Raw genomic sequence first — 26,177 nt, 5'->3', positions numbered from 1 at the left:
CCTCACTGCCAGTGGTTAACAGCATTGACCATGGCAATAAAATTTTCATAAGGGGTATTGTGGGGCGCGTCACATCCCGGGCAAACCACCAGCCCTGCGGGGCCCACGCCGTCGATAAGCCGTAAAACATATGTTTCCACCTGGGCCGGTGTACCGCATACCAGCAAAGAGGCTGGAACGTCGCCCATGAGACAGACTTTGTCCCCCAGAATCCGGCGGGCGTGGACAAGGTCGGTAGTACCGTCGGTATGCAGAACAACGGAACCGGGAGGAAAATCAGCAAAACAACCGATTTCCCGGTCCCAGCATTGGTCCAGATGAAAGACGGGAACTTTATGGTTTTCCAGCATGAAATCACCGGCCTTTTTCAGGTAAGGCCAGATCAGCTCCGACCACAGCTTGGGTGCCAGCATAACCGGCGCACAGATCCAGCCCCCAATCCAACCTCCCAAAGAAAACTCTTCCTCTTGGGCAAAAAGAAGGGACGAAGACGCCATTTGGTCTGCCAAAATTCGGTCAGAAGCGGCTTTTACTTTGTCCGGATTGCGATAGCAGTCATGGAGCAGGTTCTTTAGCATGCGCATACCGGATAGAATCTCGAAGGGTACCTGGGGTACCGGAAAAGCGGAAGCCAGTTCTATGAAACCAGCACCGGCCAAGGCTCGCCCGAAAGTGGCCTTGCTTTGTGGTATCTCTGCCATAAGCTGATCGAATTCTGCCACATCGGTGATATCGGCAAGTATTTTACGAAAGAGGGAGGGATAACCCTGCTCTATCAGGAAACCATAATCCCCTGCCGTCATCACTTCCCTTTCCCTGGCCTGCCAGATGGTGTTTTCCCCTAATTCCCGGCCAGGCAGCAAAACCTGGGCGCTGTGGGACAGCAGCAGATACAGATCCGGGCGGGTGCCCCATCCTGCGAAGTTAAGGCCGTGAATGGCACCTGCTTCCAGTTCTGCCCGGCGCAGCACTTCGATGCTCGCCATAAACCCGGTCAGGGGATGGCGGCAAAAATCAGCGAGAGACAATCCTGCCCAGCGGACAAGAGGGGGCATGCCCTGCATCAGAAAAACCGGTCTTTTATTCTCACAACTGATGCACGCTTTCAATTCCCCAGTGCGTTCTCTGGATAACCTTGTTTCCAAAATAAGCACATCCCCTTCCGTCAGGGTAAAAAAACAACTCCGGTCATTTTATTTTAGCACAAATTTTGGCCACATGATGTAAAAAGGCCGGAAAACATCTCCCGGCCCTTTTATCCTCAAAACTTTTCTTAGCGAGCCATGGCAGTTTCAATCATAGCCGCGATATTTTCCATCTTGGCATTGGGCGGAATATCGCAGCCCTGGGCCAGAATGAAGCCTTTCGGACCCAGCTCATCCAGGAGGCGGTTGCAGTATTCTTTCACTTCCGCCGGCGTACCGATTGAGAGCATCGATGCCGGCACGTCGCCCATGATACCCATGTGACCATCCAAAATCTTCTTGGCGCGGAAAATGTCAGTCTTGCCGTCCGGCGAAAAGACACAGCCTTTGGGCATGTCCAGGAAAGCAGATACATCCCGGTCCCAGCAGGAGTCGAGATGGAAGACCGGAATGACGCCCTCTGCAAGCACTGTTTCCGTCAACGCTTTATAATACGGATAGACTAAGGTATCCCAGAATCTGGGGGCAATAAACTCACTGGCCGTACGCCAGCCACCGAGCCAAACAGCAATCAGGCCGGAACCGTGGATAATATTTTTAATATTCTGCTGGATATCAGGCAGAGCCACGTCCATGGCCTCTTTAACCAGGTCATAGTGCTTATAAAGGTCTCGGGCAAATTTAACCATGGTGCGGCCGCCGCAGAAATACTCGTAGGGTACCGTGAAAATCACGGGACTGAAGGGCACGATACCAGCATCGGCCACCATCTGGATCGTGGTGGGAAAATTCTCGTAGAAGGAGACAAGTTTAGCCGGCAGGTTGTCGAGACGTTCCACCAGGAAATTGTTGTACCACTGGTTGAAGCCGTTATCGATGATGTCCTTGTAATCGTCAACGGTCATCAGTTCTTGTTCGTCTACCTGCCATATTTCATTGTGCGGTATGTCTATGCCAGGCACCTTGACTTTGGAGAGCCAAATGGTGCTCAAAAGATGGGGATTAAAAGAAGGGTTCTGGATGCCGTCAGGCAAACCGATCTCCTGATACGTTTTAATCAGGCATTCTGTTTGATAGAGGGGTTTTTCCATCATGGGCGCAAAACTGCCGCCCACATGAAGCATAGGGGCGGAGAGGCCGCCCAATACGACGGGGGCACGGTCGATATTCTCAAAATTGACGGCACCGATAATTCTCTTAAGACTTTGGTCAAACCTTTCCTTGTTGGTCATGTCAATTCACCCCCAGCATTTTTTTCGCGATTTTAATGCCCTCCTGGGCATCTTTGGCCAATGCATCGGCGCCGACATATTTGACCGTTCCTTCGTCGCACGGACCGCCGCCGATAATGAATTTCCCTTGGAAGCCTGCGGCCTTCACCTGAGTGATAGTTTCCCTGGTGTTATCGAAATTCGTCGTCAGCAAACAGGAAATGCCTACAAAATCCGGCTGGTTTTCTTTAACGGCGTCGACAAATTTGGCGATGGGCACATCAACACCCAGATCGATAATCTTAAAACCGTTACACCCCATTACAGCGGCCACAATATTCTTGCCAATATCGTGGATATCCCCTTTAACGGTGCCGAGTATCATGGTGCCGTATTTTTTCCCGCTGTCAGCCTGACCGATGCCGCCGATGGCTTTGATGGCTTCCTTGAAGATTTCTGCCGACATAATCAGCTCTGAGAGGTAATATTGGTTTTCGGCATATTTCTGACCCACTTCCTGCATCCCCTCTTGCAGGTCATTCAGAATGTCCATGGCATTAGTCCCCGCTGCTTGCATCTTTTTCACTTCTTCCATCACGGCATCGTCGTCCAGCTTTCCAAATGCTTTTACCAGAACCTCATTCATTGTACATTCCTCCCCTTTTGATATATACATACCTGTACGTACAAGTTCTAATAAAAGTATATCTGGCAAAACCGGTTTTTGTCAATCATGATTTCTTAAAAAATGCGTTTGGCGTTGTTCTCCTCTTTGGGCGTGGTGGCTCTCATCTCAATATTCTTTGGCTGGACGTAAAAGAGGGTATAAGAAATCACGCTGTCGCTTTCGCTGTTGACCACCATTTCCTCCAGGCAGAAGACAACATCTCCTTCAGGGCAGCCGAGACGGCGGCTCACAGACTGATCAGCTTTCAACGCACGCACTTCCAACGTCTTTTGAATGGCAAAAGCGAGACTGCGTTCCAAGCGCTCCAGGTGGTTGGCAAACTTCAAGCGGTCTTCTACCACAGGCTGGTTGGGAATGTATTTAAAATAGATAAACTCCAAAGCCACCGGTTCACCGGCAGAAGAGAGCAAGCGAGACACCTCAATGATCTTATCACTGGTGGTCAGAGAAAACTTGTCGGCCAATTGGGCGCTTGCCTCTTTCACCTTGACGAAAAGAAGCTTCACCTCGTCGATGGGCACCAGCAAATCGTCATACTTATTGAAGCGAAACTGGAACAAATCCGTCTCCGGTGTGCAGACAAAATTGCCCTTGCCCGGCACCGAGTAGACATAGCCCTCATTGGACAGGAGGGACAAACTCTTGCGGATGGTCATCCGGCTGGCCTGGAATTCTTTCATCAAAGCGGATTCGGAATCCAGCATATCCCCCGGTTTGTAATGTCCTTTTAAGATGTTTTCTTTAATTTTTTTTACGATGGAGAGATAGAGGACTTCATTCATACATGCAGCTTCTTTCTAGGCGCTTTTTTCTTTTAATGTACGCAAACAAAAATCAATGCCCTGCCGGCAGTCGTTGGTGAGGCAATGGATACCTTCCAGTTGAACGAAGCGGGCATCGGCGGCAGCCCCACCTACCACAATCTTGATATTCCCGGAGATACCCGCTTTTCCCAGGCCCATGATTAGGTCCTTAATATGGGTAAAGGAATTGTCCATCACGGTACTGATAGCCAGAATATCTGGTTTATGCCTTTCTGCCGCAGCGATAAATTCCCCCACAGGCACATCCACGCCCAGGTCGATCACATTGACACCGTTGCAGCGAAGACAGTCACAAAACAGGTTCTTGCCGATATCATGGATGTCCTCGTAAATCGTACCGATGACCACCTTGCCCATGACTTTTTCATAACTAATGTCCATCACCGCGTCGTTGATGAAAGAAAAAATTTCCTGTGCCAGCATGCCGGAAACGATCAGGTCGGCAATGAAACATGTGCCGTTATTGTATTTGTCCCCTACAATGCGCAGCCCGTCCATCACCTCGTCACAGATCACGAAAGGATCAATTTTTTCTGCCAGCATCTGCCGGGCCATGGCCGACGCCTCATTCACCGAGAGTGCACCAATCTGCTCTGCTAATTTACCAGGAGCCATGATATCACCACCGCTTTTATGTATTTGCATAACCAGATACGGTTCGCCTTTAAGTCGAAATGCGTTTTTTAACAAAAGTAAGTTCATAGTACATGAAGGTATTATTCCATAAAAATGGAGAATTACCTGCAAAAATCAAGACATCATTTGTATTATCTCTAAACAGTCTCACCACCTTGCAGGATTCAATAAAAAAGAACCGCCAATTTTTTCAACGGTTCTTCGTATTAAATCTTGGCGTCCAATCATGGATTATTTTACGAATTAATTGTCAGTAATATTCCACATGTTATATAATACATATAGAATAGTATTGAAAGGGTGATAACGTGTCATTATCCTATGCTGTACTTGGTCTGCTGAATTATTCTTCTATGACCGGCTATGATTTAAAGAAACTCTTTGATGATTCGATCAATTTTTTTTGGTCAGCGCAGACCAGTCAAATTTACCGGGAGTTAAAAAGCTGGGAAAAAAAAGGCTGTATTACATCGAAAGTACAAATAAACGAAAAAGGTCCGGATAAACGCATTTATAGCATCACGGATAAGGGGACTGAATACTTGAAAAACTGGTTGGCTGATATGCCTGATACAGTAGATGAGGATAACCGCAATGCATTTTTATTGAGAGTATTTTTGTTATCTCAAATAGGCGGGGACGAATTAATCTTCCAGATTCAGAAGAGATTAAAAAAATACCAGAGAGATTTACATAACCTTAAAGCTGTGGAAAACAAAATGCAAGAATATGCGCATATGCTTGGCAAAGAAAACGAAGTCCATTATTGGAAAATCGTCCTTAGCAGGGGATTTCATGATGTTGAATCACATATTCACTGGGCGGAAGAGAGTTTGGCTTACCTTAGAGAAATAAAGGAGATGAAAAATAATGTCGGTGAAACCTAAGCAATTAATCGCCACCATATTGATCATTGCAGCAATCATCATTGTTGGAGCGGGGCTGTATGTTTATCGCAGCATAGCCTCAATCTCCGAAATGTTTAAACTGAACGGCCAGTTGCAGGCAGAAGGTTACTACATGGCTGAATTTGAATTTAAAATGCTGGGATGTGCCTATTACCTGGACAAAGGGCAATATATTACCTCTCTTTCCAGGTTAAACAAGCTACATAAACAAATGAAGACCCGGGAAGGTTTGATTAAGGTACCTAATTTTGCTGATAAAAAAGAGGAGATGGATTTTTATTTAAGCCTGCAGAATCCCGAAACAGGCGCCTTTATGGATCCATCCTATCCAGCCTTTTTTTATTTCGAGCCGACATTAAATGTCGTGGACCATCTTAAACTTCTATCCCAAGAAACCGGTCAGCCCTTTCAGTTGAAGTATCCGCTTAAATTTCTGGATCAAATCAATACCCCGGAAGAATTAAAGGCAGTTTTTGATGATCTGTCTTCTGTAGGATGGATCGGCTCCAAATTGCCGAAAACAAATTACATCACGATCGCTTTCTATCATAACTACGATGAACTGGAACGCGATAAGCTCTATACATTTTCTCCGGAGTGGAAGCAGGCGCTTTTAAAGTGGTTTTACACAAACCAGGACTGCAAAACGGGATTTTGGGGGCCAAGAATGCGTAACGGTGGTAAGCTCCTATATGAAGGAGATCTAAGCTCTACCTATAAAATCGTCCAATTGTTTGCAGATGAGCATGGTAACAACCTCCATCCCCAATTCCCTTTGCGTTATAAAGATGAGATGCTTGCAACCATCTTACGTAAACTTTCCCAGCCTATGCCGGATGATGCCAACCTGGCTGAAATACATGACTGGAAATTAACAAGGTACCATGGTATAAAACTATTGACAGATTACCTGTGGAAGGGAATTTCTACGGAAAATAAAAACGCGGCGAAAACCTTCATGGAGAATATTGTTAAAAGTACCTTTGAGACTTCCTATCTGGATAACGAGGGGGCATTTAGTTATTATCCCGGTTCAAAGCAAGCAACCTTGGATGGAACAGGAGATGCTATATCTTTACTGGATATCGTTGGAGCATTGTCAAAAAACCGCCAGAGGTTATTGTGGGGTTCTCCGGGTCAGAGTATCGTCGACTTGGGTTCTTCTCAAATTTCCATATTACATGAAAACGACTTAAATCTATTGAAAAATTCCCCTGGTCTTAACTCCATGCGTTTTTTCCGATCTTACCCGGCCTCGGGCGATTTTACCTCCGGTGTTATTTGTCTCAATTATCCAAAGAAAACACCAATAATGGACATTATGGATCTGTTGCCAAGAGTTAAAAAATGGGTCAATACAACTCCACAAAATCTGGGTAACTGGACTTCCAAAGAAGCTGTTCTGCAAGAATTGGCAGTATTGGAGACGGAACCAGTTCCAGTTTTTCGGGAAGAGCTTCCGCTCAAGCTCTTGAATGAGGTACTGCAGGATAACGGCGAACTAACCGTGATAGGGTTTGATGTACTGCAAATACCCCGCTACAAAGTAACACTACGCCTTAAATAAAATGGTTAAGGGAAAAGAATATTATCCATATTTACCCCAAATTAGCTCCTGATAAAAAGATTTACTAAAACAGAAAAAACCTGGCTTTTACCAAGGTTCCTCTATCAAATTTTGGTGTCGTCGTATTTTCCCCCGTCGTTCTACAGATAACCAAGCTTAAGCTTGGTTATCTGTAACAATTTATAGTTTGTTGTAAATATTCTCAACTGATTCTTTAGCAGTGATTGCAGAGGATTTCTTTTTGAATATTTTTTTGAAATCATCCAGCAATGTGTAAATAACTGGCACTACAAACAAAGTAAGAATCGTTGAAGTAATTAATCCCCCGATAACTGCATGGGCCATTGGTGCATACTGCTCCGAGCCGGTTGCTTTCGCAAAGGCTGAAGGCACCATTCCGAAAATCATTGCCAAAGAGGTCATCAGTATGGGACGCAGCCTTACCAATCCAGCTTCTATCAATGCTGTATTCCTCTCTACTCCTTCTATTCTCTTCTGTCTGGCGAAGTCAACAAGCAAAATGGCATTCTTCGCAACAAGGCCCATCAACAAAATGACACCGATCAACGACATAACGCTTAGCTGACTGCCCGTGATAAACAATCCAAGTATTGCTCCTATGATAGCCAAAGGAAGAGCAAACATAATGGCTACCGGATCAATATAGCTTTCAAACTGTGCTGCCATAACCAGGAATATAAACAGAATGCCCATTCCCAATGCTACCACTAGCTGGCTAAAGCCTTCTCCCATCGGATTATCAGCCATCACAATAGAAATACCCTTTGGCACCTGAATTTCAGTATTGAGCTTTTTCAAATTCGAAGCCGAAAAGGCGTCGGGGGAAATCCCTGTAACATTTGCAGAGAGTTCAATTTGTCCTGCCCGATCGTACCTTTGAAGTGTTGAAGCTGTGGTAGCAAAAACCTTTCGGGTCGCCTGGTTCAGTGCAACCATACGATCATTTGAACCTGACACATAGATTCCGCTCAGGCTGTCTAAGTTCTTGCGCTGATCGTCCTTCATGGAAACCCTTACATCATAGCGGTCTTTTCCTACGTTAAACTTGCTCACTACTGCACCGTCAAACAACGTATTTAAGGTTTCTCCTGCTGCAGCTGTATTGACACCCAGGTCTGCTGCCTTATCACGATCCACATCCAGCTTTATCTCAGGCTTTCCTACCTTATAGCTAATGCTCACATCCCGGGCATTAGGGTCCTGGCTCATTATCCGTTTTGCCAGAAGTGCAACAGTTTGCATCTGCTCATAATTATCTCCCTTAATATAAAAAAGTACGTCCTTACTGTTGCCTGATCCAGAGGAAGCTGAGATAATTTCAAGCTCTATTCCCGGGACTTTTTTATAGTCTGTTCTCATTTTCTCAATGATGTCTTTGACACTATCTTTTCGTTCATTTTTATCAGATAGCTTTATGAAAAGTGAGACTTTATCTTTTCCTACTGAAGTAAAGATTTTTCGTACTTCAGGATATTTATTGGCTATATTCTCAAGGTCCATAGCTTTTTGTCCTGCAGCTTCAAGTGATAAACCTGAGTCTAGTCCTGCATAAACGGTAAATTCTCCTAAGTCGGTGGCAGGAAGAAAGGTAAAACCCAGCGAAGGAACCAGTGCGACACTTCCCGCAAACATAACGAAAGCCAGTATCAGTGTTATCAGCCTGTGGCATAGGACTACCTTAAGAAATTGTGAATAATCATCGGCAAGTTTATCAAACCTTTGGTTAAACCAACTTAAAAATTTTCCAATAAATGTTTTCCCCTTTTTATTCCCTGCCTTTAACATTTTAGATGACATCATGGGTACAAGAGTAAAGGAAACGAACAGAGACACCAACATACTAAAAACAACTGTCAGTCCAAACTCAATAAATATTTTCCCGATTAATCCGCTAACCAGGGCAACCGGGAGAAACACGGCTACGACCGACAGTGTTGTCGCAAGTACAGCAAGACCAATTTCAGAAGTAGCATCTTTCGCTGCTTGAAATGGAGACTTACCCATATGCAGATGACGCTCTATATTTTCTATTACAACAATCGCATCATCTATCAGAAGTCCAACCGAAAGTGATATCGCCATCATTGACATGGTATTGATGGAAAAATTCATTACCCTCATCGCTATAAAAGTCGTAATGATGGAGGTAGGAAGAGAAACTGCACTGATCAAGGTGCTTTCCCACTTATTTAAGAATAGAAATACAATTACAATGGCAAGGATACATCCCTCCAGGACAGTTTTATTAACGTTGTTTACAGTATCCTTTACAGCTTGGGAATTATCACGAACAATGTCAACTTTTACCTCTTTAGGTAAGGATTCTTCAATACGCGCCAGCTCTTTTTTAACATCATCCGATACACCCACTGTATTGGCACCTGATTGTTTGATGATATCAATACCTATTGCAGGCTTCCCTTGATAAAAACATAGAGATTCCATATCCTTAATACCATCTGTCACTTCTGCTACATCATGCACCCTGATTTCAGAACCTGCACGTTTTGCAACAAGGATATTATTAAAATCCTCAATTTCCTTTATATTACTGTTTGTACTAAGTGAAATTTCTGTGTTCCCATCAGTCACCTTACCACCCTGCATCTCAACATTATCGCTTTGCAGGCTATTTAGTACTTCTGAAGTAGTTAATCCAAAAGCAGCAAGCTTTTCCTTATCCAGCTTGATATGTATTTCACGTTCCGTATTACCCTGTATGTTTACAGCACCAACGCCTTTTACCGTATAGAGGCCCCTTTTTACAACATCATTGACCAATTGAGATAACTCTTTATTTTCTACCTTCCCCGATACTGCCAAGGAAAATATAGCTTCAGCACTCATATCCATTTTTTCAATAACCGGCTCCTCAACCTCTTGAGGCAACTGCCCCCGGATGGATCCAACTTTATCCCTCACCTCTTGAACCGCTACGTCCGCGGATTTATCCATAGAAAACTCTATCACGGTATTTGAAACACCCTCGGAGATGGTTGAACTTATATGCTTTACTCCTGAAATCTGTCCTGCTGCTTCCTCTATGATCTTCGTCACCTTAGTTTCGAGCTGTTCAGGAGGTGCTCCCCTTTGCACAACAGATACAGTAGCGTAAGGCATATTAGCCTGAGGCATGTCATTTACCGTCAGTCCATTGTAGGAAAGAATACCTACTACAAGTAGAACTACAAAAATAACCGTAATAAAAACAGGTCGCTTTATACTAACATCAGCTAAAATCATCGTTATCCCCCCTATTCCGAAACTACAGATATGGTGTCTCCATCCTGCAATGTGTTCACATTGGTACAAATTACACTCTCGCCTTTTTGTACACCGGATTTGATTTCTATAACATTTCCATCAGTTTCACCAATTGTTATACTGCGTTTATGTGCAATCCCTTTGTCATTGATGTAAACGTAGTAGCTGCCTTCATTTCCTGCTAAAGCTGCTATGGGGACTGCCGCTAGTTCAACTTTTTGGTCATTAAATATTTCTGCCTTGGCAAAAATTCCCGGTTTTAGTGTCTGATCTTTGTTATCCAACTGAATCTTGCATTTGAAAACCCGTGAGGAAGGGTCAGCGGACACATTGATACTTTTTACAAATCCTTCATATCTCTTTGAGCTGCTTTCTCCAATCATTACTTGAGCCTTTTGACCTAGTTTAATATATTCCAGGTTGCTCTGCTCCACTTCTATGACAGCGTTTATAGGTACAATATTCTTAACTTTCCCCAGTACGCTTCCCGGATTTACATATTCACCCAGATTGACGCTTTTTTCATCCATAATTCCGCTTATTGGGGCAGTAATAATGTTATCAGCTGAGGAATCTCTTAGATTCTCCACACTGACCAGAGATGTAACGACACTAGCTTTTTGTGCCTCGAAATTTGCTTTAGCCGCCTTTAAAGCTGTTTCTGCGTTTTCAAGCTCAACCTTAGCGATTACATTATTATCAAAAAGCACTTTTATCCGATCAAAATTACTCTGTTCCGATTCCAAATTCACTTCAGCACCTGTCAAACTTGCTTGGGCTGCAGACAGTTGACTTTTAGCCGCTCTAAGATTATTTCTTGCCTCCGTATCATCAAGCTTAAATAGAGGCTCTCCCTGATGTACGTACTTACCTTCTTCAAACAGAATTTGAACAACCTTTCCTCCGACTTTACTACTTACGATACCTTCCTCCGACGCTTCCAAGGAAGCCTTGAATTCAATTCCTGATGCTTTTTCAATAGAATTTGCCTTCTGAACCTTAACATAAACCGTATTATTTACAGCTTCAGATGCAGCTTTCTTTTTTTCAGTCCCCAATGCCCCCATATTGCTGCCGATTGCTACAACACCGGCAACCAAAATAACCAAAACGACTATCAAAATAATCACTTTTTTTCGTGTTATCATTGATCGACCCCTCCTCTATATTTTATATTCCTAATCATAGGCTTTGAAAATAAACAGAAGTTAAACGTAATGTAAACGCAATGTAAACGGGGTTGCAATAGAAAGTATAAAAAAAGCGTCGCAGTTCATTATGACAATGCGACGTTTATGTATAATAGGGCTTTGATAAAATTTACTTAGGAACAGTTAAAATATAGCTTCCGCTTTACGAATTATTTTTTCCAGAAGCATGGTTTGGCAGCGTTACAATAAACTCAGCACCTTTTCCTATCTCACTTCTGACAGTAATACTCCCCCCATGCATCTCGACAATTTTCTTCACCAGCGAAAGCCCTAAGCCATTTCCTCCTAAGGAACGATCGCGGGATTTGTCCACCTTGTAGAACCGTTCGAAAATGTGAAGCTGATCCTCGGTTGAGATGCCAATACCGTTGTCGGCAATAGTGCATACTACACTGTCTTTATTGCTTGTAAGCATAACACGAATCAATCCATTTTCAGGCGTGAATTTAATAGCGTTGTATATTAGGTTGATCCAGACCTGATTTAGCAAATCCTCATTACCTGTCAACCTGATTATAGGTAAAGATACATCAGGCATAATGTTCTTTTCGGCCCATTGTGGTTCCAGCATCAAAAGTATGCTTTCAAGCTGTTTATCCAGACGAACGGGCCTGTATTCCAAGGGAGCGCAATCAGCCTCCAGCGCCGAAAGCCGCAAAAGATTTTCGCTCAATTTTGATAATCTCTTACTTTCTGCTTCAATAATCGTGGCGTAGTGAGTAATCTGCTCCTGACTTAATTGCTCCCGCTTTAACAAAGAGGCATATCCGCTGATAGAGGTGAGTGGAGACTGAAATTCGTGGGATACATTTGAAATAAAGTCCTGCCGCAGCTTCTCCATGGAATCCAGCTCCGTTGCCATTTTATTTACGCTTGTCACCAACTCAGTAAATGGGCCGTAATCATTATCTACAGAGAGTAACACATTAAAATCTCCTTGAGCAATCCTGCTCATGGCATCAATGATATTTTCGAACATCTTTGAACGGCTAGAATCGCTATGTTTTCCTCCATCAATTTGCCGATATAGAAAAAATACAAGCAAAATAACCGTTGCCATCAGAATCACCGAAATCAGGCCGGAAACCAGAAGATCTACAAGCATGGACGGCTGCCCTGTTGCGCTGAAAATCGCCCTACTCAAGCCAGAACCTGCACCAATAGCACAGCTGATGAATATTAGAAATAAAATTATTATTGCTGCGATTTTATACCATTTTGCTTTTCTCATGGAGTTGCCTCCAGTCTATAACCTAATCCGCGGATGGTGGTAATTTTGAAATAAAACATTTTCGGCGGGAAACGGTCTCTTAAACGGTTAATATGCACATCCAGTGTCCTCTCATTACCATCGAAGTCAAACCCCCAAACATCTTCAATAAGCTGACTGCGAGAAAGGGTTTTGCCCGGATAACTGGCAAGTTTGAATAACAGCTCGTACTCCTTCATGGGAATATCCATTTTTACACCGCCAGCCATAAGGGAATAGCTGCTTCTATCCATTGATAAAGTACCAATCTGAACAATTTGCGATGAGCTTATCTTATACCGTTTTAGCAATGCCTTTACGCGGACAATTAACTCTGCCGCCTCAAAGGGTTTAGTCAAATAGTCGTCTGTTCCCATTTCAAATCCCTTGACCTTTTGGCTTATATCAACTTTTGCCGTCAGCATTAAGATAGGTATATTCTCATAGTAACGCCGAAGCTGACGGCACAGCTCAAAGCCATCCATATTGGGCATCATAATGTCAATAATACAGATTTCAGGATTCACATCCGTCATTTTTTGCAGCGCGTCACGTCCATTGGATGCTTCAAAGGTGCTGAATCCTTCATTTTTGAGTATGGTGCATACAAGCTCTCGGATATATCCATCATCGTCCACGATTAGAATTTTATTCATTTGAAGCTTCACCTCCTGCCTTTATCATACACCATCATTTTAAACGGAGTTTAAACACAATGCATTATTATTATTTTCCCTAAGATGCAGCTAAAGCATCAAAGCGCCAGCAGATTGTGTCCTGATCAATAAGATTTCCCTGATTGCCGAAAAGATTAGTGCAAACGAGTATGTGCCTACAAATGGTCAGTATTAGCCAACAACAAATAATTTATTTTAATTCCTATGCATTATTTATCAGTTTTCTTTTCTTTCCTTACTCTGCGCCATCCCTTAATAAGCATAGCCGGGGCATATAAAATGATACTCCAAGACAAAAGCTTCAGCATCCGCCAAACTTCCTCAGGTCTCAAATAGATGTTCATTGAGTAGGCATTCATCAGTTTAGCTTTCATAACTATATCATTACCTTCACGATGCATTTTTGTAACATCGACAAGAATCTGTCCTTCCTTTGAATACATTTTCATGATTTTCTCTCCCTGTATAATTTTTGATTGTGTCAAGTAATTTCAAATACTCCGCCCAAAGTTATTAGCCTCATGAATAGCATTAACTATTTTGCGCGGGCGCACAGCATCCCCTACCATATACAGTTCCCGAACTATTCCGTTTAGAGAATCAAAGAGATTTCTGTTAGAAACATATCCAGCAGCCATTATTACAGTATCCGCTTCAATCTCGTATCTGTGCCAATTTCTATCGCTTACTAAAATGCCATTTTTTGTTATCGCTTCAACTCTTGTATTACAGGCTATTTTTAACCTATTGGGAATATACTTGGGAAATTGATTGCCAAAGAGGGAGGCTTTATCCATCCCGGCCATGTCCTGGCCAACTCCAGACAGCATTTCCACAATGGTAACTTCTTGGGCAATGTCTTTATAAAGAATCATGTCAGCGGTTTCTACTCCAACTTCACCGCCCCCGACTACTACTACCCGTTTTCCCACTTTAGCTTTTCCCTGCAGGACAGCTTCCGCTAAAAGAACATGCCGTTCATTGATACCTTCTATCGGTAGAATTATCGGTTTTGCACCAGTTGCCACAATTACCGCATCAGGATTAAGTTCTCTAACAGTCTCAAGAGTAGCCTCTGTGTTTAAACGTATATCAACCCCAAGCTTGTTGCACTGTCTCTCGCACCAGAGGGTAAAAAGGTTGAAGTCTTCTTTTCCAATCGGCAGTGAGGCTACGTAAAGATTGCCCCCAAGATGATCCTGCTTTTCTAAAAGGGTCACTGTATGCCCTCTTAACGCTGTAACACGTGCTGCTTCCAGGCCGGCTGGGCCGCCTCCGATAACCACGACTTTTTTTCTAACATAGGCTGGCTCAATCGGCTTTTCTCCATGAGCACAGCCGCTGTTAACCGAACAATTTAAAGACATGTGCTTAACAACAGCACTATCCAAGCAATTCAAGCAACGGATACATGGGCGGACATCCTCAATATTGCCGCTTAATATTTTTTGAGCTAATTGAGGTTCGGCCAAGTGAGGTTTAGCAGCTCTTACCGCATCAACATATCCGTTTTTAACGGCATCGTTCCATACAACAGGGTTATACTCCCCGGCACAACGACATGTTATAGGAATCCTAAGATTCTGTTTATAAAACCTTGTTGTATTAAAAGTCCCCCGGGGTTGACGGCGAGCTCCCGCAGCGCATTGTTCCAGATGAAAAGTTTCATACGTCCCATCGGTTTGAAAATCAATATAAGTAAGGCCCTCATTTTCCAAGGTCTTGGCAAAGACAATAGCTTCGTCCCGGTCTACACCCCCTGGAAGCCAATCTTTATCAACCATGGTGTAACCTAAAACATAATCGGGTCCGCATTTTTGACGAATTCCCCTGACAATCTCCTGGGCTAACAACATACGTCCTTCTATACTGCCGCCGTACTTGTCGGTACGCTTATTGTTATATCCCGAGAAAAATTGGGCAAGCAGATAAGACGTGGCACCATGCAATTCGACCCCATCATACCCTATTCCCATTGCCCTTACGGCTGCAGCAATGAATTTATCCCTTATTTTTTCTATTTCTTTTACAGAAAGAACTCGTGGTTGAATGTAGTGTCCTTTTCCTAACTCGTAACAAGCTACACCTGAAGGTGACACTGGATCCTCTGAAAACATACCGGCATGATGTAATTGACAAATAATCGGGGTAGCGTAAGAATGGACTGCATTTACCAATCGGCTCAGCCCGACCTTGTATTTATCATGATCTATACGTACTTGCACCGGTCTCATAGTATGATTGCCGTCCACGGCAGTAAATTCTTGAACAATCAGTCCTGCGCCACCTTTGGCACGAGCTTCATAGTGAGCAATCAAAACATCAGTTACTTCTCCGTTAATGGAACAAGTGTTGCTTTCCATAGGAGATAACCAGATCCTGTTTTTTGTGGTGATATTGCCTATACGTAATGGCAGAGCCAATACATTTTCATTATTAATCATGTTAATGAGATTCTCCTATCTAAAAATTTTTAGTTTTTTCTTTTCCCCTCGTATAGAGGGGGACGGCCAGTTCGGAAACCAGACGTCCCTTTACTTAATTATTTTACTACGCTATCAAATACTGATACCCATATCTTCTAATATTGCTACTGCTGCAGCCCTACCGCCGCCATTGGCTCCTGAGCCGGGATGAGTACTGGGTCCGCAAAGGTAAAGCTTGTTGATAGGCATTTTGTAATTATATTCGGGAAGTGGGCGATTACCCATAAATTGATGTGAAAAACTACCCAAACCGCCAAAGTCACCTTTTACAAATGCGGGATTAGCCCGTTCCAAATCCAAAGGTGATTCTATCCAACGGCCAATGATATTTTCCGGGCCCATGTTCGTTGTATATTTGCGAATATACTCCAATAATTCATCGGCATATTGTTCTCTGATTTCATCCCATTTGGCGGCTCCGCTATCTTTGAGGTCGTAAGGGGCATATTCATAGAAATACATCGAATGTTTCCCCTTCGGGGCCCGGCTTGGATCATGTACACTTTGGATTGCCAGCAATGGATTGTGGCCAGGAATGCCGAACTTCAAATCATTGAAATAGCGAAGGTATTCTTCTAAGCTTGAAGGTGCAAATTCCACAATAAAAGCCTCGTGAAGCTCGGGAACACCTAATTTAAATTTTGGTACTTCATTTAAAGCATAGCTCTGCTGGAAGCAGGAGAAGTCGGACTGTTTGAGTCTCTGAACCCTATGAACGAAGTTATTCGGCAAAGGAGCATCTTTGACCATCTTGGGGAAAATGTTTTTAATGTTTAAATTGGCAACGACTGCTTTTTTACCGAATATCCGTTCTCCGTCATCCAAGATGACACCTTTACATTCACCGTTTTGTACGATAAATTCTTTAACCATCTTACTGGTAATGATGGTTCCGCCATTGTCTTTGATAAACATTTCCATTACTTGGCTTAATTTACCGGAGCCACCTACCGGCATGCCTGTACCTGGCTCCCGGTGGGCTAATCCCAGCATGACAAATACCATGATGCCGGTACCTTGTGTCTGGGGATCAACCATGATTTCCGATATCCAACGGGTGAGAGCAATCTTGGTTTTGTCATGTTCGAACCATTCTTCTATCACATCCATAACGCTCATCTGCATGGTGCGCATCAATTCTCTTCCATCTTCACTGCCGTCCATCATAGAAGCAAATAATCCGTAAGACGGCGGGGGAGAGTAGAAGCCTTGTACAATCATTTCTACGCCGACATCAGCCCATTGAACAAATTTCTTATAGGCTTCTGCATCCTTTTGAGAGAATTGGGCAATTGATTGGCAAGTTTTATCCAAATTTTTGTAGATGGCCAAATATGTATTGTCGGTAAAGTGAATACACATTTCTATTTCCGGATAAATGTATTTAAAACCATATTTGGATATGAAGCCAAGTTCATCATTTTTAATCATAGGGCTATGAGGGGCAATAACGTGAATGGTTGAACACATATCAGTCACGAATCCAGGGGCAATAAGTTCTTTTGATTTTACCCCGCCACCGACTGTGTTATCTTTTTCAATTAGGCACACATTTAAGCCGGCTTTCACTAAATAACAACCTACTGTTAAGCCATTATGGCCGGCGCCGGCAATAACGACATCGTAAGTGTTGGACATGTTATTTCCTCCTTGTTAATAAGAAATTTAAGCGAATCAAATCTTAACTTTAGTGGACAGCATCAGCGTTTACCGATCCGCCATCTACTGCCAGAGTTTCACCGGTGATATACGATCCATCTTCCGAAGCCAGAAGGATAGCGGCTCCATTATATTCCTCCGGAACAGCTAAGCGCTTGACCGGTACATTTTGGGCAACTGCCTCCAATAATTGGGGAGGCAAATTATTGTTTACCATATCAGTAGTCGTCAGCCCGGCGGCAATTGTGTTAACGGTTATGCCATAGGGACCCAGTTCAGCAGCCATAGCTCTGGCCAAAGCAATCAATCCGCCTTTGGCTCCGCTGTAATGCGCCATTAGCGGTACACCACGTAATCCTTGGCCCGAAGTAATAAAGATAATGCGGCCGTATTTTTGTTTGACCATTTCCTTCGCAGCAGCTTGCGCGCAGTAGAAAGGTCCTGTCAAATTGATGTCCATTACCATCTGCCATTCCTCCGGACTAATTTGAGTCACCGGAGTAGCCGGATAAAAACCGGCACTGTTGAGCATGATGTCAACCTTTCCATACTCCTTTACCACTTGGGAGATCATCTTATCGACCTGGTCTTTCTTTGTAATGTCCGCGACCAAGCCCCCTCCTGTACCTATCGCTTTAATGGCTTTGCTTACACGGTCAACTCGTTCCTGGTTCCGGCTAGCCACAATTACTGTGGCTCCTTCCCGAGCAAATGCAAGAGCGATTTGTTCTCCGATACCTGCAGTACCTCCCGGGATTAACGCAATTTTTCCTTTCAGTTTCATAATATTACTCATCTCCATTAGAAATTAATTTACACTGAGGCCTACAGTGTTTGTAATAAAAAGAACAAGAATATAAATTAAAATGCATTTGCTCTTTTATTTCGCAATAACTATGCCAACATTTTAATGATTTTCCTTAATTCGTGAGATTTTTAATGCTTGCTTGATTTGGATGGGAATACAGTGTATTCGGAAGATAGACATGAAGAGTAAGAAATAAATAATATGCTCATCTTAAAACCATTTAATGAATTATCTCCATTATATGGATCCCAGATATGCGACAATTTCCTAATTATGACACACATGTCCGAAAACTGCGACAGAATAAACACTCTTCTACCAACAAATAAAAAGACCTATTGACTTTACATGGTCAATAGGCTTATTGAGAAAATAACACATTATCTAGTAGAAACAATTGTAGTAATTATATAGTAGAGAATCTTAATAATTAATTTGATACTTTTTTAATTTTCTATACATAGTGGACCTGCTAATGCCCATCAGTTTAGCTGCTTTAACAATATTGCTATCGGCTTTGTCTAAAAAATTTTGCAGCATTTTCTTCTCAAGTTCTTTTAGTGAATCTGCACCATCAATATCCTGTTCAGTCCTACCAGCTTGTACTAAGCGAGAATTTGACGAGAAAGGAGTACCATTCTCAGTTATCTCAATTGGCAAATGGCTTAAATCAATATATCCGCCTTCGGTCATATTACACGCATAGATCATGGCATTTTCCAGTTGGCGTACATTGCCCGGCCAATGATATGCCAAGATGTATTCTTGCACCTCATCTCTGATAACCGGTATAGGCCAACCCATCCGGCAGGAGTAGTTTTTAATAAAGTAGTTAGCTAACCGTATTATGTCATAACCCCTTTCCCTTAGCGGCGGAATCTCAATAGTAAGTATCGAAAGTCGGTAATACAGATCCTCGCGAAACTGCTTGTCTTTAATGATTCTGTGAAGGTCTTGGTTAGTAGACGCAATTACTCGAAAACCAACAGGCTGAGAGCGGTGGCCGCCAATTCTCATCACTTGTTTATCCTGCAATACCCTTAACAGTATTGCTTGTATCTCATATGGCATATCACCTATTTCATCCAAGAATAAAGTTCCTTTATTAGCCAATTCTATTTTACCCGGACGTCCTGTACGTTCTGCTCCCGTAAATGCCCCGCCCTCATAACCAAAAAGCTCACTCTCAATCAGGTTTCTTGGAAAAGCTGCACAATTCAATGCGACAAAGGGCTGATTAGGACGATATTTATTATGAATGGACTGGGCAAAAAGTTCTTTGCCGGTACCGTTTTCTCCAAGCAATAAGACGTTTTCAGTTGAAACGGCAAATCGGTTTGCCATCAACTTGACCCTTTGCATTGTCTTACTTTCGCCAATGATATCTTGAAAATTAAACCGGGCTATTGTCCCCACCCGTTTGGCTGCCATAGCATTAAATTTTTTAGTCTCAGCCAAACGCAAAACCGAAGCTTCTACCTGATTACTAATCTGATTTTTAATCGGATAACTGCTAATCATAATAGATTGGGTACTGTTATTAGGAAATTGAAGAATTTCTTCATAATAATCGACAAAATTATTGTTCCCGATCAAATCAATTTGTCTAGATTTATCGCTTAAATATTGACTGATATTGGTTTCAGGTTCATTTTCACCAACGCGCAATATTCGTTTTCCCTCTGAGTTAATTTTAATAATGTCGCCATTTGAATCAATTATTACAATGCCTTCTCCGAAGAAATGCAACATTGCTTCTAACATTTTGTGTGATGTTTCAAGATTAAAATAACTCTTCCTTAACTTTAACTGGGCCTCTATTGATTGTGCCATGGCTGTAATAAAGCCCAACGTTTGGAGCCTGATATCCTGATAATCCTTAAGCCAAGGTTTCTCCGTTAGCTGCTGATTGATCTGACGATATACTAAAACCCCTAACAAATCCCCGTCTTCATTCATTATATTGGCCGCAGATACAATGTCAAACTCCCCAGTGGTCGCATAGACTTCTGGGGCAAGAAGCTGCACAGGCTTTGCATAACGTTTACATAGAGAAAATATATTGGTGCCAATTGTTTCTTCCTGAAAAACCATACCCACCTTATATTTACTCTTTTTGTGCTCTAAGGATTTTGAAATTCCATCCAAAAAAATTAATATTCCATTTCTATCATGGAAGGCAATTTCATAACCTGAGGGACTTGCCAGTTGACAGAAGGGCATGATGTGAGACTTTACTATATCAATTAATTGCTTATTGGTATTTATAAGATTCTCCAACTCATCTTGAGGAAGAGTCAACGGGCTGAACATTTTATTAGGGTTAACTCCATAATCACGAGATCTAATCCAAGACTCAGCCAACTCTTGACTTACACAAGTTGAAAGACGCGGATCAATATCCCTTACTAAAAAATCCTCTTTGGCCTTGAGCAGGCCATGCCACTCTGCCTCTGAACAGTATGATTTCACGGCTAATGCCGGTCCCATTTTTTCATCTTGGATGAAAATTCTAAAGGCCATATAAATTCACTCCCCATGAAAATATGGCTTGAGCTTCATTTGCTCAAAGTGAACGACACCAAAACATAGACTATGTTTTCCTCTTAATATTTGCAAATACCAATTATTTCTGTACTGTCAACTTTTCTTTATCTGTGAGGAATAAGTTATTTTTTTATTTGCTGTTACTGATTATGTCTTTATAACCCATCCCCGGTTCGGCTGTACCGGCTGTACTTAAAGGAATGCTTTCAATAATTGATTTTTTAGCCTAATGGACTCGGCAATCTTACTTTTCATACTAACACTCCCTTTCAAATTTTCTATATTAATCCAACATTTCATTTAGCATATCAATTTTTATGCATAGTTGTCAGAACAACTATACGGATAAAAATTACTACTTAAGATTATCAAACACTTGATTTAACAGTTTTTTCATTTCTAGTACTTTATGTTTTTCTATTCCTATTGTTGCCTCCTCCAGTAATTGCATAGCTATAGGAATTAATTCATCCCTTAATGCCCAGCCGCGATTAGTTAAAAATATTTGATAAGCTCTTTTATCTATTGGATGAGGCTTTCGGAAAATCAATTCTTTCATTTCTAGCTTTTCAAGAATGCGATTAGTAGTTGGTTTATCTTTAAAGATAATATCTGCCAAGTCCTTAGGGGTAATACCTTCTTGTACCCATAAACAGTTAAGTATAGACCATTGTTCTGGCGTAACATTATATTCATTGAATCGTTGAAATAATTTATTTTTTAGTTTTGAATTCGTCTTATTTAGAATAAACCCCAATGAATCCTCTAATTTAAATACCATATACATTACCACCTTGTTGTCATGACAATTATATTATATACACCCTAGTATTTTTTAATCAATATATAAGTTCGGTTTATCCTACTTATACGCTTCAGGAATATTATACACAAAAATGCTACAAACAAAAAAGCCCACAAGACCAGCATTACTGCCAGCCCTGCGGGTTAAATGTTTTCAATATTAAATTTATTATTGCATTGCCAAATTGTCCTACGGTATTTGCTGGTAGAGTGCCACACCTTTGAACCGTAGAAATTGCCGCACTCGCCGCAGATTATTTTACTTGAAAAACAGCTTGCCCCGCTGTGGTGCCCACCGCTTTCTTTTCGGCGTTTCATTTCATGCTGAACCATATCAAACACATCCGGAGAAACAATTGCTGGGTGGCTGTTTTCTACATAATACTTTGGAACTTCACCCTCGTTAGCCCGTAACCAAGGAACTGACCGTATGGAAGACTGACCTTTCCATCAGCAAAACGTTTTCTTTGTCCCCAAGTAACATTTTCTGAGATACTCCAGCTTTCTTCTTTGTGGAGGCGAGGGGAGTCAAACCTCTACAAATACCTCTGACATATTTGTTTTCCTGGCTTGTGATTTTTACTGCCATGCAGCGTGACATTCTTTTGTACTACTAATATAGCCCCAGTCCACTGCCCTCTGTCCAATGAGGCGTGTTACTTACCCAGATAGGAATTTATCACTATTCATAACGGAGCGCGTCGATAGGATTCAGTCGAGCCGCTTTCTTAGCGGGAAGATATCCAAAGATGATACCTATGGCTACTGAGACTGTAAATGCTTCCAGAACAGCGGTCATCGAAGGTGTAACCTGGATACTGGTGGAAAGCATTTTGGTGATGACTTCAGTGGCAATGAATGAAAGAATATAACCAAAGCCTATACCTGCTATTCCTCCCAATGCGCTTGTAGTCGCGGCCTCAATGACAAACTGTCGCATAATGAAACGCTGCTTGGCACCCAAGGACTTTCGAATACCAATTTCCCTCGTGCGTTCTGAAACAGATACGAGCATAATATTCATGATACCGATGCCGCCGACTGCAAGAGATATTGCGGCAATTGCCGCCAAAACTGTTACTACGATGTTTATCATACTACTCATCATATCCATCATCTCGGACATACTAATGATAGAATAAGCATCATCTGTTTTGTAAACATCGTACAGGGCATCTTCTAGAATGGCTTTTGTGTCCGATACATTGTCCTCGGATGTCATCTCGAACGTATAGCTTGATATTGTTCCGGTTGATGCTAATATGGCTGCCGTAGTGTATGGTAAATACACTGCATCATCCGTTCCGCCTTCTTCACTTTCAGATTCCTCCGCCACAACACCTGCAATAGCGAAAGTGGTTCCATTAATCTTCAGGCTTTTTCCCACAGCATTTCCGTTGAACCAGTCATTTGCTATATAGCTGCCCACAGCACAAACCTTGTTGCGATTCAAAATATCAACATACTGGATGAAGCGACCTTCATGAATGTCATATTGCTTCATATCATCATAGGTTTCGCTGACACCGGTGACACTTGTTTTATCCAGAGTTTCGCTGCCGATTTTAACACTTCCATTTACCGTAACCGTCGGCGATACATCAGTCAGATATTTTGGATTCTTTTCTACCAGAGCATACATATCTTTTACTGAAATATGATGTGAAGAACCTGTTCCCATAATATTCACTGTCAGCAGATTTGTCCCCATACTCTGGAATTGTGAAGTCATATAATTTTGCATGCCATTGCCCATTCCGACAATAACAATAACAGCGGCAACACCTATAATAATACCCAGCATTGTAAGCAGTGAACGCACTTTGCTTGAGAGAATGTTTTTTATGGCCAACTGAAAAGTCTCAGCAAAGTTCATGCTGTTTCGACCTCCTCCTGCTCTGCCGTTTCCACAGAATCCTTTACTCCTGAGGAGGGACCGTCGTAAACTATCTTTCCGTCCTCAAGGCGTATAATTCTATCCGCTTGGGCCGCAATAGAATTATCATGCGTAATCAATACAACCGTATTTCCATCCTTGTGTAAGTCCTTGAGAAACTGCATCACCTCACGGCCTGTTTTTGAATCCAAGGCTCCGGTGGGTTCATCCGCAAGAATAACAGAAGGATTGCCGGCCAGCGCGCGGGCAATGGAAACACGCTGCTGCTGTCCGCCGGAAAGTTGGTTGGGTAGGTGTTTCATTTTGTTTAACAGGCCAACTCGTTCCAGCACAATTTTTGAACGTTGATGACGAATTTTTTTAGGAACACCGGCATACATCATAGGTACCTCTACGTTTTCCTGTGCAGTCAATTTGGGCAAAAGATTGTACTGTTGGAATATAAATCCAACCATTCTGTTGCGGATCTCTGCAAGAGCATCATCATTCATTTTGCCCACATCCTTCGAGCCAAGCAAATACTGGCCTGATGTTGGAACATCAAGGCAGCCGATAATGTTCATACATGTTGACTTTCCAGAACCGGACTGTCCGACGATTGCCACAAATTCGCCCTTGTATATTTTTATTGAAATGCCGTCAACGGCGCGAACAATAGTATCTCCCATGGTATATAATTTGTAGAGGTTCCTAAATTCTATTAAGGCCTTCAATTGGCAGCACCCCCATCACCTTGATTAGGTACACCATCCTGCTGAGATGATCCTCCGGGCTCGTCGTCTTCGGGAGGTCCGAACATTTGAGGCACAGTGGAAGATTCTTTTATTTCAGCAACAATATCGCCTTCTTTTAAACCATCCACAATTTCAATATAATCGTCATTGCTGCCTCCTAAATTGACTTTTTTATATGCATAGCCAGCGGGTATTTTATCATTGGCCTTATCTGTACCTGAAGCCGATTCCCCTGATTTCACAAGTACCTGTCCGTTTCTTGCAACTACTCCAACTGGAATGGATAGAACATTTTCAAGGGATTTTACCTCGATTTTAGCATCCACATTCATACCTGGCAGTAAATCAGCGGTATTATCAATTCTTATCGTCACAGGATAAGAAGTAACTCCATTTACCGTAGTTCCATTGATATTTATCTTCGTAACAATTCCGTTATACTCCGTACCATCATCGTTGTTTGCCGTAATTTTTACGGACTGTCCTGTTTTAACCTCTCCGATATCCAGTTCGTCAACATTCAGGACAAGTTTTAGATAGGAAAGATCAAATATTGTGCAAAGTGTATCTCCGGCTTCCAGTGTATCCCCTTCTTTATAATTCTTTTCTACAATAGTTCCTGCGATAGGGGATGTTATATGATAATTATCCAATTTATTCCTCGCGTTTTGTAAGGAAAGCTCAGTATCCTTAAGAGAACCGGCAGCATTATCTATATCCGCATCAATTGTATCGCTTGACATGGCGACGATAACCTGGTTTTTTACAACCCGTTCTCCTTCTTTTGCCTTTATTTCTGAGACCTTGCCGGCAACATCGGCAGTTATCGTTTCCTCATCCTTATAATGAAAAGTACCTTCATCGAAGCTTGCTATGTCACCAACCGTGGCTGATGCCGTTTGAGAACTGGATAGTGCGCCTGGATTCACAACATCAATTGTCACCTCTCTGACAGCTGCATTCCCTTCAATGGCTTTTTCTACGCCAATTTTAGATATTTTACCATTCAGTGTTACACCTATATCATTCAGCAAAACAGAGGCACTTTGACCGACATGAAAATCTGCGGCAAATGCGGATACAAAGGGCAAAGTAATACTCATCACATTAATGTTACGGACTACGGCAATGGTTTGCCCGGATTTTACGGTGTCACCAGCTTCTACGTCTAGTTCGGTAATCGTCCCATCTGCTGTGGCTTTTATATTCATATCATCCAGACTTTTAATTTTATATTCATAATTGTTCCGGCTCTGGGCTAAAGAATTTTCCGCTTGTTCAATGCCGGTTGACACATCTGAACTATCCAATTTATAGATCAATGTATCCTTTTTGACAACCTGTCCCTCCTCAAATGGTGAGCTGATAATATCTCCGTCCACCAGAGACTTAATAGTGTATGAGTTGGCAGGCTGAAGTGTTCCACTTCCGCTAAGGGTAACTGTAATGTTCCTGCGCTTAACTTCATACGTTGCAAAATTGCCATTTGATGCTGTATCTTTATTTCCATTTATAATTTTTGTAACAACAAAGAAAGACATTATTAGCAACAGAACTACCCCAGAAATTATAAGTATTTTTTTTCTTCTTGATTTTTTGTTAATACTTTCCGCATCAGGAAATTGGTAATCATCGGGCTCAATTTCATGTTGTGCTAAACCTGCTTGTTGGGTACCGGGTTTTTGGGTTATCCCATGAAAATCTTCATTTTCTTCTTCTGGCTGCTTTGATGTCATTGATACCATCCCTTTCTCTTTGCTTAGTTCGCATATTTCTCATGTAACAAATTTATTTTACAACCGGATTATTAACTCAAAATAAACTAAAAATTTATTTTCGGT

General features: G+C 42.2%; 20 protein-coding genes and 1 pseudogene. 2 read left to right on the top strand and 19 right to left on the bottom strand.

The window, feature by feature from the left end; genetic code table 11:
• Window positions 1-2 precede the first annotated feature (2 nt).
• From DCMF_RS02490 to DCMF_RS02470, 5 genes are all read right to left on the bottom strand, one after another.
• Entirely contained in the window at window positions 3-1,145 is a 1,143-nt protein-coding gene (locus DCMF_RS02490) for a uroporphyrinogen decarboxylase family protein (protein WP_148132970.1), read from the bottom strand.
• A 128-nt stretch (window positions 1,146-1,273) separates the two neighbouring features.
• Entirely contained in the window at window positions 1,274-2,377 is a 1,104-nt protein-coding gene (locus DCMF_RS02485; protein WP_148132969.1) for a uroporphyrinogen decarboxylase family protein, read from the bottom strand.
• A gap of 1 nt (window position 2,378) precedes the next feature.
• A complete protein-coding gene (locus DCMF_RS02480; protein WP_148132968.1) occupies window positions 2,379-3,002 on the bottom strand; it encodes a cobalamin B12-binding domain-containing protein in 624 nt (207 codons plus the stop codon).
• Between the two features lie 95 nt (window positions 3,003-3,097).
• Entirely contained in the window at window positions 3,098-3,826 is a 729-nt protein-coding gene (locus DCMF_RS02475) for a GntR family transcriptional regulator (RefSeq protein ID WP_148132967.1), read from the bottom strand.
• 15 nt (window positions 3,827-3,841) lie between these two features.
• Window positions 3,842-4,483, bottom strand: a complete 642-nt coding sequence (locus DCMF_RS02470) for a cobalamin B12-binding domain-containing protein (protein ID WP_214659046.1) — start codon at window positions 4,481-4,483, stop codon at window positions 3,842-3,844.
• Window positions 4,484-4,812: 329 nt separating this feature from the next.
• On the opposite strand from DCMF_RS02470, the gene DCMF_RS02465 reads away from it, so the two are divergent.
• Together DCMF_RS02465 and DCMF_RS02460 are read left to right on the top strand one after the other, a co-directional pair.
• Window positions 4,813-5,391 carry a PadR family transcriptional regulator gene (locus DCMF_RS02465; protein WP_148132965.1) on the top strand — a complete coding sequence of 193 codons (579 nt, stop codon included), beginning with the start codon at window positions 4,813-4,815 and terminating at the stop codon, window positions 5,389-5,391.
• Entirely contained in the window at window positions 5,375-6,979 is a 1,605-nt protein-coding gene (locus DCMF_RS02460; RefSeq protein WP_148132964.1) for a hypothetical protein, read from the top strand. Before DCMF_RS02465 ends, DCMF_RS02460 begins: the two co-directional genes overlap by 17 nt.
• A 180-nt stretch (window positions 6,980-7,159) precedes the next feature.
• Here the strand turns inward: DCMF_RS02460 and DCMF_RS02455 are convergent, their stop codons facing one another.
• The 14 genes and pseudogenes from DCMF_RS02455 to DCMF_RS02390 all read right to left on the bottom strand — a co-directional run bounded on the left by DCMF_RS02455 (window position 7,160) and on the right by DCMF_RS02390 (window position 26,072).
• On the bottom strand, window positions 7,160-10,243 hold the full coding sequence (locus DCMF_RS02455; RefSeq protein WP_148132963.1) for an efflux RND transporter permease subunit: 3,084 nt from the start codon (window positions 10,241-10,243) through the stop codon (window positions 7,160-7,162).
• 11 nt (window positions 10,244-10,254) lie between these two features.
• Window positions 10,255-11,412, bottom strand: coding sequence for an efflux RND transporter periplasmic adaptor subunit (locus tag DCMF_RS02450; protein WP_148132962.1), 1,158 nt, complete (start codon window positions 11,410-11,412; stop codon window positions 10,255-10,257).
• A 205-nt stretch (window positions 11,413-11,617) separates the two neighbouring features.
• The gene (locus DCMF_RS02445; RefSeq protein ID WP_148132961.1) at window positions 11,618-12,706 is read right to left on the bottom strand and encodes a sensor histidine kinase; all 1,089 of its coding nucleotides are present in this window, start codon (window positions 12,704-12,706) and stop codon (window positions 11,618-11,620) included.
• A complete protein-coding gene (locus DCMF_RS02440) occupies window positions 12,703-13,380 on the bottom strand; it encodes a response regulator transcription factor (RefSeq protein WP_148132960.1) in 678 nt (225 codons plus the stop codon). The genes DCMF_RS02445 and DCMF_RS02440 overlap by 4 nt, the downstream gene beginning before the upstream one ends.
• 230 nt (window positions 13,381-13,610) lie before the next feature.
• Window positions 13,611-13,850, bottom strand: coding sequence for a hypothetical protein (locus DCMF_RS02435; RefSeq protein WP_148132959.1), 240 nt, complete (start codon window positions 13,848-13,850; stop codon window positions 13,611-13,613).
• Between the two features lie 42 nt (window positions 13,851-13,892).
• Entirely contained in the window at window positions 13,893-15,845 is a 1,953-nt protein-coding gene (locus DCMF_RS02430) for an oxidoreductase (RefSeq protein WP_148132958.1), read from the bottom strand.
• Window positions 15,846-15,959: 114 nt separating this feature from the next.
• Window positions 15,960-17,525: a phytoene desaturase family protein gene (locus tag DCMF_RS02425; protein WP_148132957.1), complete on the bottom strand. Its 1,566-nt coding sequence runs from the start codon at window positions 17,523-17,525 to the stop codon at window positions 15,960-15,962.
• 49 nt (window positions 17,526-17,574) lie between these two features.
• On the bottom strand, window positions 17,575-18,330 hold the full coding sequence (locus DCMF_RS02420) for an SDR family NAD(P)-dependent oxidoreductase (protein ID WP_214659045.1): 756 nt from the start codon (window positions 18,328-18,330) through the stop codon (window positions 17,575-17,577).
• A 447-nt stretch (window positions 18,331-18,777) separates the two neighbouring features.
• Complete coding sequence (locus tag DCMF_RS02415; RefSeq protein WP_148132955.1) at window positions 18,778-20,877, bottom strand: sigma-54 interaction domain-containing protein; 2,100 nt, start codon at window positions 20,875-20,877, stop codon at window positions 18,778-18,780.
• Window positions 20,878-21,256: 379 nt separating this feature from the next.
• A complete protein-coding gene (locus DCMF_RS02410; protein ID WP_148132954.1) occupies window positions 21,257-21,682 on the bottom strand; it encodes a MarR family winged helix-turn-helix transcriptional regulator in 426 nt (141 codons plus the stop codon).
• Window positions 21,683-21,867: 185 nt separating this feature from the next.
• A pseudogene (locus tag DCMF_RS29535) lies at window positions 21,868-22,223 on the bottom strand (recombinase zinc ribbon domain-containing protein); the annotation flags it as partial.
• 164 nt (window positions 22,224-22,387) lie between these two features.
• The gene (locus tag DCMF_RS02400) at window positions 22,388-23,581 is read right to left on the bottom strand and encodes an ABC transporter permease (RefSeq protein ID WP_214659044.1); all 1,194 of its coding nucleotides are present in this window, start codon (window positions 23,579-23,581) and stop codon (window positions 22,388-22,390) included.
• A complete protein-coding gene (locus tag DCMF_RS02395) occupies window positions 23,578-24,315 on the bottom strand; it encodes an ABC transporter ATP-binding protein (RefSeq protein ID WP_269467156.1) in 738 nt (245 codons plus the stop codon). The genes DCMF_RS02400 and DCMF_RS02395 overlap by 4 nt, the downstream gene beginning before the upstream one ends.
• The gene (locus tag DCMF_RS02390) at window positions 24,312-26,072 is read right to left on the bottom strand and encodes an RND family efflux transporter (RefSeq protein ID WP_214659043.1); all 1,761 of its coding nucleotides are present in this window, start codon (window positions 26,070-26,072) and stop codon (window positions 24,312-24,314) included. Before DCMF_RS02390 ends, DCMF_RS02395 begins: the two co-directional genes overlap by 4 nt.
• Window positions 26,073-26,177: the final 105 nt, after the last annotated feature.

Source organism: Candidatus Formimonas warabiya, assembly GCF_002777255.1.
GTDB classification, from domain to species: Bacteria; Bacillota; Dehalobacteriia; order Dehalobacteriales; family Dehalobacteriaceae; genus Formimonas; species Formimonas warabiya.
Note: the sequence above shows the minus strand (reverse complement) of the source record. Positions and strands in the feature narration are given on the sequence as shown.